Origin of the sequence: Bacillus sp. JAS24-2, assembly GCF_008274905.1 — a bacterium.
Classification (GTDB): Bacteria; Bacillota; Bacilli; order Bacillales; family Bacillaceae_G; genus Bacillus_A; species Bacillus_A cereus.
This window is the reverse complement of the sequence record NZ_CP031068.1, coordinates 705,269-717,500: the sequence shown is the minus strand read 5'-3', so window position 1 is coordinate 717,500 and position 12,232 is coordinate 705,269. Positions and strand designations below refer to the sequence as shown.

Here is a 12,232-nt window from a genome sequence, read left to right as displayed (position 1 = left end):
TGACATTAAAAACATCACTGTGGCACCCCAAGTGAAATTGCAAGACATTGCTCAAATTGAAATTAAACAACACTACGATACAATCTCACATATAAACGGAGAAGAAGGCACAGGATTAATCATCATGAAAGAACCGAGTAAAAATGCAGTTGCCATTGGAAAAGAGATTGATAAAAAAGTTAAAGAGATAGATAAGGAATATAAAGATCAATTTTCTATTAAACTTTTGGCTTCAACCCATGAACAAGTTGAAAATGCTGTTACTAGCATGGGAAAAGAAGTAATACTTGGAGCAATTGCTGCAACTCTAATTATCTTAATCTTTTTACGTAACTTCCGAACAACACTCATCGCTGTTGTCAGTATTCCATTATCTATTTTATTAACACTCTTTTTACTACATCAATCTAACATTACGCTTAACATTTTAACCCTCGGTGGTTTAGCTGTTGCGGTTGGACGTCTCGTCGATGATAGTATCGTTGTCATCGAGAATATTTTCCGCCGTTTACAAAAAGATTCTTTCTCTAAAGATATCATTCTCGATGCAACGAAAGAAGTCGCAGTCGCAATTACTTCTTCTACTTTAACAACGGTCGCTGTTTTTTTACCTATCTGCCTCGTAGCGGGAGCAATCGGAAAATTAATGTTACCTATGGTATTAGCAGTTGTATATTCTATACTATCATCCTTAATCGTTGCACTAACAGTTGTTCCACTTATGGCTTTTTTACTACTCAAAAAAACAAAGCATCGAAAGCCAAATTCTTCATCACGATATGTCGCTACATTAAAGTGGGCTCTTTCTCATAAATTCATTATTCTACTTACTGCATTTTTATTATTTGTAGGATCAATTGCAGCTTATATATTACTACCGAAAGTAAACATAAAATCTGAAGACGACACAATGTTATCTATTAACATGACATTTCCAGCCGATTATAATGCTGAATCTCAAAAACAAAAAGCATTTGATTTTGAAAAGAAATTACTTTCTAATTCAGATATAACAGACGTTATTTTACGAATGGGATCTAGCGCAGAAGATGCACAATGGGGGCAAACAACTAAAAATAACCTCGCTAGTATATTCGTAGTCTTTAAAAAAGGTTCTGATATTGATCAATATATTAAAGAGTTAAAAAAGGAAAATAAAACTTTTGAGCCTGCTGAACTTGATTATATAAAAACAAGTTATTCAAGCTCTGGCGGCGGCAATAACTTACAATTTAACGTAACAGCTACTAACGAAGCGGATTTAAAAGAGGCGGCTACTATCGTTGAAACAAAACTAAAAAGCATGGATGATCTTTCTAAAGTAAAAACAAATTTAGAAGACTCTAAAAAAGAATGGCAAATTCATATTGATCAAACAAAGGCTGAACAACTAGGTTTAACACCAGAAATAGCTGCGCAACAAGTAGCATTCCTTATGAAGAAATCACCTATTGGCGAAATTACAATTAATAACGAAAAAGCTACTATTATGATAGAACACAAAAAAGAAAACATTAATAAACAAGAAGATATTTTAAATACAAACATACTATCACCTATTAATGGCCCAATACCTTTAAAAGACATCGCAACTATTTCAGAAAAACAAACGCAAACAGAAATTTTCCATAAAGACGGAAAAGAAACAATCCAAATTACAGCCGAAGCTTCAAATGAAGATTTGAGTAAAGTAAACACAGCAGTAAATAAAGCGATGACTGACTTAGATTTACCTAGTGGTGCAAAAGTAAATATCGCAGGAGCTACTGAATCTATGCAAGAGAATTTTACAGATTTATTCAAAATTATGGGGATTGCAATCGGGATTGTATATTTAATTATGGTTATCACCTTCGGGCAAGCACGTGCTCCTTTTGCAATCCTATTCTCCTTACCGTTAGCTGCTGTCGGTGGTATTTTAGGATTAATCATTTCACGAACACCTGTTGATGTAAATTCCTTGATCGGCGCATTAATGTTAATCGGGATTGTTGTTACAAACGCTATTGTATTAATAGAAAGAGTCCAACAAAATCGGGAACACGGAATGGAAACTAGAGAAGCCTTACTTGAAGCAGGTTCTACTAGACTACGCCCAATTATTATGACAGCTATTACAACAATCGTTGCTATGCTCCCACTCCTATTTGGCCAATCCCAAGCAGGAAGTATGGTATCAAAAAGTTTAGCCGTCGTCGTCATCGGCGGTTTGGCAGTCTCAACTGCTCTTACATTAGTAGTCGTTCCAGTTATGTATGAACTATTAGATAAAATCGGGAGAAAAAGACGCTCCCGTAGGAAAATAAGCACTTCTACAGAAACACCTGATATTTAAAAACAAAAGGCGTTACCTTCACAAATGAAGATAACGCCTTCTCTCTATTTATTCATAAAATCCATCATTTTTTCCACATATTGCTCTATAGGTTTACTAGAATCCACAATCCAAATTACATCTGTTCTTCTTTATAATTAATCACAAATTCAACAATCATTACATCCATTCCTTCTATATTAAAATACAAAAGAACCCCCTACCTATAAATAGAGAGTTCTTCTTTATAATTTATGCCGCTTTCACCTTTTTCGTTGTTTTACTTTTTCTTTTCGTTCCTGTAAAGCGCTTGTGTAATATAGATGCTATCAAGCGTGAAATAACATTGAATAGTAATACCATAATAATTAATACAGCTGCAGATTTTGTCGCAATCAACTTCGCATCTGGAATAACTCCTTCAGAATTTAATTTCCAAATGTGAACCGCTAATGTTTCAGCTGGTCTAAACGGATTTAAAGGATGCGCAGGACTTGATAAATCCGCTGCTGAATTTAAAATCGGGGATGTTAAACCCGCTGTGTAAATTAATGCTGCCGCTTCCCCAAATATACGACCCGCCGCTAAAATAATCCCTGTAATAATTTGTGGTAATGACGATGGGATAATAATACGAGCGATTGTTTGCCACTTCGTTGCACCTAATCCAAGACTTGCCTCTTTTACATTATGAGGAACTTCTGAAATCGCATTTTCACAAACACGCGTTAAACCTGGTAAATTTAAAATAGTTAAAGCAAGAGCACCACCCATTACTGTGTATCCCCAACCTGTCATTGTAACGAACACTAACAAACCAAATAAACCAACAACAATAGAAGGTAAAGACGCCATCGTCTCTATACATAGACGAACAAAATTTAAAAAACGTCCTTGTTTTGCGTACTCTGCTAAATATATTCCAGCACCTAATCCAAGAGGAATAGATATAATAAGCGTTATAACAAGCATGTAGAAGGAATTGAATAACTGCGGACCAATCCCACCACCAGCTCTTGTATTGCTTGGTTCTCCAAACAAGAAATTAGGATCCCAAAATCCCCATCCCTTTTGTAAAATTTCAAATACTAAGAACACTAGCAAAGCTACAACTAAAGCTGCAACCGCATAAAAGATACCTGTCCAAACTTTATTTACCGTTCTTGCATTCATTATTATCGCTCACCTCTTTGCCCAATCGCTCGAATTACTAAAATAAACAGGAATGAAATAACAAGTAAAATCATCGCTAAAGTCCATAGCGCATTGTTCCAAGCAGTTCCGTTCAATGTATTCGTCATGTCCATTGTTAAAATACCAGTTAACGTCGCTGTCGGACTATATATTCCTTCTGGTAATTTAATCGTATTCCCGATTACCATTTGAACCGCTAGCGCTTCACCAAAAGCACGCGCTAAACCTAAAACAACACCTGTTAAAATCCCTTTCTTCGCAGCAGGAACAATTACTCGGCTAATCGCTTGCCATTTCGTTGATCCTAGACCATAAGAAGCTTCTAAATAATCAAATGGAACAGAACGTATTGCATCAGAAGCGATACTAGCAATAGTAGGTAAAATCATAATACTTAATACAACAATACCTGCAATTAAGCTAAAGCCTACTCCCCCAAACGAATCACGTAATAGTGGTACTAAAATCGTAACACCTAATAAACCGTATACAACCGAAGGAATACCAACTAACAATTCTAGAACAGGCTTCAATACTTTATTTCCAAACTTTGGCGAAATTAAATTCATGAATATAGCAAGAGCTATAGCAATTGGTGCACTAATAATAACCGCACCTAACGAAACCACCGTTGAACCTACAATGAAAATTAAAGCCCCGAAGGATCCTTGATCAGCATTTGGATTCCATTTTGTCGATGTTAACATCTCAGTAAATGAGATACCACTTTGTGTAAAAGATTGAATACCTTTCCCACAAATAAACGCAATAATAGCTAATGTAATTAAAACAATAAAAATACCACAAAACGTAACAAGTGATCTTCCTATATATTCACTTTTTACGTAATTAATTTGTTTTTTCCCCTTCATCACAGGACAGACCCCACTTCACAGATTGAAATGAACAGGACTGGCCTTGCAGCCAGCCCCATAAAATTTTATTACTTATTTAATTTAGACATTGGAATGTAGCCCATATCTTCTACTTTCTTTTCAAAATCTTTACCTTTTACATAATCGATGTAAGCTTTCGTCGCTTCCTTCGCTTCACCTTTTGTTACCATATATTCGTAAGACCAGAATGGATATTTACCAGACGCAATGTTTTCAACTTTCGGTTCAGCACCATCAATTTTCACTGTTTGTAGTGCGCCTTTTTTCTCGCCGACCATGTAAGACATTGCTAAATAACTCACCGAACCAGGAGTAGAGTTAATCGCTTGCTCTACTGCACCGTTAGAATCTTGTGTTGTACCAGTTCCATCATTAATTTTCGCGTCTTTCATAATCGTTTTTTCAAATGTAGCACGTGTACCAGATGAAGCCGGACGATTAATTACATTGATTTTTTCATCTTTTCCGCCTACTTCTTTCCAGTTTGTTACTTTTCCAGTGAAGATATCTTGTACTTGTTGCATTGTTAAGTTATCAACTTTTACATCTTTATTTACGACAAGAGCGAATGCAATACCCGCTACCTTGTTATCTACTAATTCTTTCGCCTTTTCAGCATCTTTTATTTTATCTCCGGACGGAACATCTGAATTACCAATTTGCACTGCACCAGATGCTACTTGGTTAATCCCAGTTCCACTACCGCCACCTTGAACTTGAATAGAAACTTTTGAATTTTTCTCCATGAATTTCTTTCCAGCTTCCTCCGCAAGAGGTAGAAGAGCTGTAGAACCAGCCGCTGCAATCGTACCTGATAATTCTTGTTTTGTATTATCGCTTCCTTTAGCAGTTTCTTTACTAGTTGTATCTTCTGCTTTCCCACAACCAACTAATGCTCCTGCTACCACTAAAGCTGCTAAAGAAAATTTAATACCTTTTTTCATAACCATGTCTTGTACCCCCATTTGGATTATCACTTTTCGAATTCATTTTCTTTCGAACACAAATTCATTGTAGGACAACAATATTATGTGAGTGTTAAGCAATTTTTAATTTTAAGTAAATGACGATAATAATCCTTAAAAGCCAGAAATCCCAACATTTATAGTTAAATAACCCAACAAAAACCACACTAACTACGCTGCAATGTAAATATATTCTTAACAATGTAAATTCAATGTAAATGTTTTTCTCTCTTTTTCCCTTTTCGTTAAAGTTACATTTACAATTCCGCTGTATTTTGTAATTTTTACACACCTAATTTATGCACATTAAAAATAATTTCAGTAATATTTTTTAGTACAACTAAATAAATTGGAACAATTCTAAAAATAAATGAATATTTTTAAAGTACTAATTGACAACATAATCCAATGTAGTCTACTATATTACTAACAAAAAGTTTACCTTAGGAAACTTTTTAAACTCAAACTAAAAATATAGAGATGAGGTAACTTTTATGGTATCGGCTAATATAAAACCACTTTCCGAATTTAAAATAGGAGAGTTTGTACAAATTGAGAAGATACAATTAGAAGGAACTATGAAACGACGCTTATTAGATTTGGGATTTATCCCGGGGGCGACGATTAAAGTATTGCAACGCAGTCCACTTGGAGATCCGGTCGCTTATCAAGTGAGCAACACAACTATTGCACTGCGTAAAGAAGAAAGCTCCCTTATTTTCGGGGTATTAATAGGAGATGATTTCAGATGAGCAAACATCGTATCGCTTTAGCTGGTAACCCGAATACAGGGAAAAGTACATTATTTAATACTTTAACAGGCTTAAAACAACATACTGGAAACTGGACGGGAAAAACTGTTTTAAAAGCTGAAGGAGAATATGAACATAACGGAAGTAATTATACATTAATAGATTTACCGGGAACTTACTCACTATACTCAAATTCCGCAGACGAAGAAGTAGCGAGGGATTATATTATATTTGAAAAACCAGAAGTAACTGTAGTTGTTATAGACGCAACTGCTATGGAAAGAAATTTAAATTTAGCACTCCAGGTGATGGAGATGACAAATAATGTAGTCATTTGCATTAACTTAATTGATGAAGCCGAGAAAAAAGGGATTGTTATCGATGAAAAGAAATTAGCAAAATCACTTGGTGTACCTGTCGTTAAAATTTCAGCACGTAACCGAGTAGGTATTGGTCATTTGCTAAATGTTATTGCAAGAGTAGCAAATAAAAAACTAATTCCAACACCAATTAAAATTACTTACAGCGAAAAAATTGAAAATATGATTCAGGAATTAGAACCACAAATTTATAAAGTGTTCGGTGATACGTATCCAGCACGTTGGATTGCGTTACGTATATTAGATGGAGATAAAAATTTCTTAACTACACTTCAAAAACACCATAATGAACCACTTGTAAGGGAGGTCGTAATTAATGGAATCTCACTCAGCCAGTAAAGCTCTTCCATTAGACTATATTATTCAACATGCACAAACACTTTCAAAAGAAGATATACGAGATGATATAGTCGGAGATATTTACCGAACATCTGCAAGCATATGTAAAGAATCTGTCCAATATACAAATACTGATAAATTATATCGTTCCGAAAAACTAGATAAAATTTTCACATCTCCAATCTGGGGATTCCCAATTATGCTCGGTATTTTATCTATTATTTTTTATCTTACAATTGCAGGCGCTAACGTACCATCTGATATGATTGCCGAATTCTTCGGATGGGCCGAAGGATATTTAACATCTTGGTTCCAAGCAGCGCATGCACCTGAATGGTTACATGGCATTTTAATACTTGGTTTGTTCCGTGGTATCGGTGCTGTTATTAGCGTTATGTTACCACCTATGGCAATCTTTTTCCCTATGTTCGCGCTATTAGAAAACTACGGATACTTACCACGTGTCGCGTTTAATATGGACCGCTTATTCAAACGATCCGGCGCACACGGGAAACAATCTTTAACAATGGCAATGGGATTTGGTTGTAATGCAGCAGCCATTATGTCAACACGTATCATTGAATCACCACGTGAACGTATGCTAGCAATTTTAACGAACAACTTCGTTCCTTGTAACGGTCGCTGGCCTATGTTAATTTTAATGGCTTCACTATTTATGGCTGCTGGTTATACAGGCAGTATGCAAACATTGGTTACTGCTGGCGTTGTAGTTGGAATGGTTGTAATTGGTGTTATTATGACATTAACTGTTTCTTGGGTACTATCAAAGACAGCCTTAAAAGGGATTCCAACTCACTACACACTTGAGTTACCTCCGTACCGCAAGCCAAAAGTTTGGAATACCATTGTTCGCGCAACACTCGATAAATCAATCTATGTTTTAAAACGAGCTATAGTTGTTGCTGCCCCTGCGGCTGCATTAACTTGGTTACTTGCTAACATTTTTATCGGTGACACAAGCTTACTTATGTATTTTGTAAACTTCCTAGATCCATTTGCTAAAATGTTAGGACTTGACGGGTTTATTCTAGCTGCATTCATTCTTGGACTACCCGCTAATGAAATTGTAATCCCAATTTTATTAATGTCTTACTTATCAACTGGGGCTTTAACTGAAATAGATGATTTTAATCAAATTAAAAATCTATTCCTAGAAAATGGTTGGACTTGGTTAACAGCGTTAAACACAATGTTGTTCTCACTTCTTCATTTCCCGTGCGGAACAACACTTGTTAATATATACAAAGAAACAAAAAGTACAAAATGGACATTCTTATCGTTTGCAATCCCTACCATTATCGCCATTGTTGTTACATTCCTCTCTACACAATTGGTACATTGGTTAGGGCTTGTATAAAGCAAAGCATACATAGAAGGTATCCCCCTTCACATATGCTTTGCACGAAAGAAACCTGAAATTATTCAGGTTTCTTTTTTTGCACATCAGTATTCCACGGCTGTGCTCCATACGTTGTGAGTTTTTTATGAATAAAATATATAGTTCCTGGAAGAACTGCCATTAATATCGTGCAACTAATTCCTAATCCAGTAAACAACTTTCATCACCTTATTTCACTCTTTTCGGTAAAGCTGAACCTGAATGTTCAATTGTTGGATGAACATGAACAGTAATTTCAGCATTACTAAAGTAATTTTCGCCTTGATCCCAATTCTTACTTATTTTTGTCCACTCTTTATAATTATGTCGCTTATACACTTCCCCTAACTCTAATACATCTACCTTATATTTTTTTTGAACAAGCTTAATCGATTTTTGAATACGCTCCTCCATTTCTTCCGATATATCCTTCTCTAAACGCTTTTCATTCAAAACCTTTTTATGATCACTGAAATGCAACTCAGCCAATGTGCCTTCCAGAGATAAATGAATATCAAACTTTGGTTTTGTAGCATTCGTTGTAGATACTTTAATTTTTCGACGCAACTTATGAATTTCATATGTAATAAGTTGATTTTTTTTACGAATCGTAAAAAAACCTCCAATTTTTTTGCCTATTATATAATTCATCCCTAATGTTTCTTCCCCACTCAAATTGCCTACACATTTATTATCCTTTCCACGAAACAATGCTGCACCGTTCATTTGTACCCCTTGTTTTGTCAGTTCAAGAATAGGTAATACAAAACTGCGGTTAGAGATCATCTTCTCCTGTACCTCCCCAATTCTTGCAGCCTCAATCATTTGGGCATTTTTCGGAGGGTGTTCAGCTAACATATCAATATACTGCGCCGGTAAATTTTCAGGCTTGGCACTTTGTTTTAAAATAGCTTCTGCATTTTTCTTAGAAACGAACAAACGAATATTTCTTCTCATTTCATGATCGCGAATATATACATCTAACGTATTTTGTAAAATGTATGGATGTGAAAGTAATTCTTCAGAGAAAATAATCACTTGTATATGAGGGAAAAATAATGTACGGCTAATTTTTTTAGCGATTATTCTTATTTGTTCAAATACACTATCTGCTTTTGCACTAACATTAATATAATTTTCGCTATCCCCACCCCCTTGTCCACCCTGTTGAGACAATTTACTGGGGAGTACCATCTGATAGGTCCCTTTCATAATTGGATTCGCTTTCTTCTCCTTCACGATATCGTAAGCCGCTCCTACTACAAATCCTCTTTCTTCTATCTCTTCTAACTCAGAACACCCACTCATAAATCCAGTTAAAGCCATAACCATTATAATTTTAAGAAGGTGTTTCATTTCCACCATTCCTTCTTTTTATTTTATATACAATTAAAACGAGCAAAGGTGCTAACACAACACACCCCATATCTATCCAAGCTAAATAAGTCCCATAACTTGATAAAGCATTCAAACTACTAGGTATCATATTCGCCATAAAAATAATTGGGGCACTTACGAAAATAAAAATATGTTTCTTCACTTTCGGAAACATAGCACAAAACAATAAAGATGCGACATCATAGTACATTGCTGTCGTGTTATAAATAGTAATAATCCAAGTCGTAAAAAAAATCGCATCAAACCTTTCTAAAAATCCTCCACCAATTTCAATTTCTTTCCCTAATTCAATTGTTGGATATGTCAATCCACGTGTTGTCATATACGTAAAAACACTAATACAAGTTACATAAATTAAAATGTATGACAGCACGTTTACCATCACCGCTTTCGCGACTGCCATCGGCGCTTTTTTCGCTGTCTTATCATTCAGCAACACCGCATAAAATAAAGCTACTTCAAATCCAATAAACGTAAAAATAGAATTTTTAACTCCAACAGCATATTGACTTACTTTCGTTTGAAAAGCTGGTAGTAAATTATTTATTTCCATTAAATTTATATTCAATAAAGAAAGAAGTACTATCGCAATTAAAACAATAGGTAAGAATAAAACATTTAACCTTAATAAGGCTGCTCTTGATCCTGCTATTCCATAAATAACAACTAATAAGAAGAAGAAAGACAGTAGTTGTATTGGTGTATCACTAAATAAATACGTTTGAGAAATAACTGAAATCATTCGCGATTCATATGCTGTCAAAGCAGCAAACGTTAATACTAAAATACAACTAATTGTGTATGCAACAGGCTTCGTCAAATGCGCACTCGTATATTGAACAAAATTTTGTTTTGGAAATAAGATAGCCACTCTCGTCACAAACCAGCCTAAAACTGCGCAAATCAATCCACCCAAAAGCAAGATAATCCAACCGTCCGAAAATAAAGTTTGGTTAGCGATATCTCTCGGCATAGACAATGCCCCTATACCAATAATGGTCGATGATACCGCAAACCCAATTTCCCGAGATCCAATCTCTTCATCGCCATACTCAAATGGTTTCACTTATTTTCGCTCCTTTGGACGTATTGTAGAATCTTTTGTTTGTAAGTACTCTGGTCTATCTTTCAACATCGATTTTGGCATGCGAATAAATTCTTCTTTCCAATCTTTATAAAATGCAGGAGCAATGGGAGTTGTATACGGTATACCAACACTTGTTAAATTTGTAATATGAATAGCAAGTGCAATCAGAGCTAGAATGATCCCATACAGTCCAAAAGCCGTTGCAGCTAATACAAAGACGAAAAGTAAAATTCGGAACGTAATCGTAATACTATATACAGGAAGCGAGAACGTAGCAATCGCAGTAACTGCAATAATAATAACTAAAAACGGATTTACAATCCCTGCATTTACCGCAGCTTCTCCAATTACAAGACCTCCTACAATCCCTATCGTTTGCCCCATCGGTTTCGGCAATCGGATTCCAGCTTCTCGTATTAATTCCATAGTCAAGGCCATCATTAACGTTTCAATATATGCTGGAAACGGAACACCTTCCCTCGCACCTGCAATTGAATAAGCCAGTTTAGAAGGAATAAGTCCTTGATGATAAGATACAAGTGCTACATACATAGCTGGTAACAAAACCGCGATTATACCTGAACCCATACGTAAAAATCTTAGTAACGTTCCAATCACCCAGCGCTCGTAATGATCTTCTACAGATTGAAAAATATCAACAAACACAAGCGGTGCAATAAGAGCAAACGGAGATCCGTCTACTAAAATGGCCGCTTTTCCCTTCGCTAATGACGCTATAATATTATCTGGCCTCTCTGTATTCAAAAACTGTGGAAATGGAGATAAATTATTATCCTGAATTAATTGTTCAATCGTACCTGTTTCCAAAATAACATCTGTCACTATTGATTGAAGACGGCGATCTAACTCTTTTACAATGTGAGGATTAATAATATCTTCTATATATACTAGGGTTACTTCTTTCTGCGATCGCTTCCCCATAATATAAGATTGGAACCTCAACTTTGGATCGCGTAAACTGCGTCGGATTAACATTTTATTCACATTAATATCTTCATTTAATCCAACTCTCGGTCCGCGTATTAAATCTTCTGTCACTGGTGGCTCTAAACTTCTCTTCTCCCAAGCCCTACTATTAATAACGATAGCAGTTTGAATATTATCAATTAATATAACTGTATCTCCCGCTAAAATCGCATTTATAATATCCGGAAACGTTGTCTTCTTACCCACTTCCGCAATAGAAATAAAACGATCCAATAACGTCTGAACGACAGCCGCTTCATTTTGCACTTCTTCATATTGAAGAGTACGAACTACATATTTATAAACATTATCCTTGTCTGTTAACCCACATAAAAACACAACCGCACAACGTGTAAAACTCCCAGCAAGAACAACTTCTCTAATTGTTAAATCATTAGGTGAACCTAACTCATCCCTAATTTCTTTCATAACTTCAAATAAGTTACCTTCAAGCTCTAACAATTTCCCCACCTAACTTCCTTTTCAACAAGTTTTTAGTTAGATTCCGCTAATTGAAGAAA

11 protein-coding genes (1 of these 11 only partly in view) are annotated in these 12,232 nt (G+C 35.4%); 4 read left to right on the top strand and 7 right to left on the bottom strand.

Annotated elements, in window-relative coordinates; translation table 11 throughout:
- Positions 1 to 2,335, top strand: the 3' portion of a protein-coding gene (locus tag DN407_RS03665) for an efflux RND transporter permease subunit (RefSeq protein WP_149216025.1). Its footprint begins 710 nt before the window's first position; the window shows 2,335 of its 3,045 coding nt (coding positions 711-3,045); the start codon falls outside the window, past its left edge; the stop codon is at positions 2,333 to 2,335.
- Positions 2,336 to 2,566: 231 nt separating this feature from the next.
- On the opposite strand, the gene pstA is transcribed toward DN407_RS03665, so the two are convergent.
- From pstA to DN407_RS03650, 3 genes are all read right to left on the bottom strand, one after another.
- Positions 2,567 to 3,487, bottom strand: a complete 921-nt coding sequence (gene pstA / locus DN407_RS03660) for a phosphate ABC transporter permease PstA (protein WP_000994140.1) — start codon at positions 3,485 to 3,487, stop codon at positions 2,567 to 2,569.
- A 2-nt stretch (positions 3,488 to 3,489) separates the two neighbouring features.
- Positions 3,490 to 4,380 (bottom strand): phosphate ABC transporter permease subunit PstC, encoded by an 891-nt coding sequence (gene pstC, locus DN407_RS03655; RefSeq protein WP_000676676.1) that lies wholly within the window; start codon positions 4,378 to 4,380, stop codon positions 3,490 to 3,492.
- 71 nt (positions 4,381 to 4,451) lie between these two features.
- Positions 4,452 to 5,354 (bottom strand): phosphate ABC transporter substrate-binding protein PstS family protein, encoded by a 903-nt coding sequence (locus tag DN407_RS03650; protein ID WP_149216024.1) that lies wholly within the window; start codon positions 5,352 to 5,354, stop codon positions 4,452 to 4,454.
- A gap of 509 nt (positions 5,355 to 5,863) precedes the next feature.
- Here DN407_RS03650 and DN407_RS03645 point away from each other — a divergent pair.
- The 3 genes from DN407_RS03645 to DN407_RS03635 are packed head-to-tail and all read left to right on the top strand — an operon-like array spanning position 5,864 to position 8,218.
- A complete protein-coding gene (locus tag DN407_RS03645; RefSeq protein ID WP_000252982.1) occupies positions 5,864 to 6,121 on the top strand; it encodes a FeoA family protein in 258 nt (85 codons plus the stop codon).
- The gene (locus tag DN407_RS03640) at positions 6,118 to 6,840 is read left to right on the top strand and encodes a FeoB small GTPase domain-containing protein (protein ID WP_000033868.1); all 723 of its coding nucleotides are present in this window, start codon (positions 6,118 to 6,120) and stop codon (positions 6,838 to 6,840) included. Before DN407_RS03645 ends, DN407_RS03640 begins: the two co-directional genes overlap by 4 nt.
- Complete coding sequence (locus DN407_RS03635; RefSeq protein ID WP_149216023.1) at positions 6,818 to 8,218, top strand: nucleoside recognition domain-containing protein; 1,401 nt, start codon at positions 6,818 to 6,820, stop codon at positions 8,216 to 8,218. The genes DN407_RS03640 and DN407_RS03635 overlap by 23 nt, the downstream gene beginning before the upstream one ends.
- A 61-nt stretch (positions 8,219 to 8,279) precedes the next feature.
- Here DN407_RS03635 and DN407_RS31485 read toward each other — a convergent pair whose 3' ends face one another.
- From DN407_RS31485 to gerLA, 4 genes are read right to left on the bottom strand one after another with little or no spacing between them, the layout of a single operon-like run.
- Positions 8,280 to 8,417 (bottom strand): hypothetical protein, encoded by a 138-nt coding sequence (locus tag DN407_RS31485; protein WP_000493997.1) that lies wholly within the window; start codon positions 8,415 to 8,417, stop codon positions 8,280 to 8,282.
- 11 nt (positions 8,418 to 8,428) lie between these two features.
- On the bottom strand, positions 8,429 to 9,595 hold the full coding sequence (gerLC, locus tag DN407_RS03630; RefSeq protein ID WP_000681627.1) for a spore germination protein GerLC: 1,167 nt from the start codon (positions 9,593 to 9,595) through the stop codon (positions 8,429 to 8,431).
- Positions 9,579 to 10,703, bottom strand: coding sequence for a spore germination protein GerLB (gene gerLB, locus DN407_RS03625; RefSeq protein WP_000801992.1), 1,125 nt, complete (start codon positions 10,701 to 10,703; stop codon positions 9,579 to 9,581). The genes gerLC and gerLB overlap by 17 nt, the downstream gene beginning before the upstream one ends.
- Positions 10,704 to 12,182, bottom strand: coding sequence for a spore germination protein GerLA (gerLA, locus tag DN407_RS03620; protein WP_139147433.1), 1,479 nt, complete (start codon positions 12,180 to 12,182; stop codon positions 10,704 to 10,706). It lies immediately after the preceding gene.
- Positions 12,183 to 12,232: the final 50 nt, after the last annotated feature.

Excerpts from the sequence above, each read along its gene's own strand:
- pstA (WP_000994140.1), bottom strand. The coding sequence starts at position 3,487 with ATGAATGCAAGAACGGTAAATAAAGTTTGGACAGGTATCTTTTATGCG.
- pstC (WP_000676676.1), bottom strand. The coding sequence starts at position 4,380 with ATGAAGGGGAAAAAACAAATTAATTACGTAAAAAGTGAATATATAGGA.
- DN407_RS03650 (WP_149216024.1), bottom strand. The coding sequence starts at position 5,354 with ATGGTTATGAAAAAAGGTATTAAATTTTCTTTAGCAGCTTTAGTGGTA.
- DN407_RS03645 (WP_000252982.1), top strand. The coding sequence starts at position 5,864 with ATGGTATCGGCTAATATAAAACCACTTTCCGAATTTAAAATAGGAGAG.
- DN407_RS03640 (WP_000033868.1), top strand. The coding sequence starts at position 6,118 with ATGAGCAAACATCGTATCGCTTTAGCTGGTAACCCGAATACAGGGAAA.
- DN407_RS03635 (WP_149216023.1), top strand. The coding sequence starts at position 6,818 with ATGGAATCTCACTCAGCCAGTAAAGCTCTTCCATTAGACTATATTATT.
- gerLC (WP_000681627.1), bottom strand. The coding sequence starts at position 9,595 with ATGAAACACCTTCTTAAAATTATAATGGTTATGGCTTTAACTGGATTT.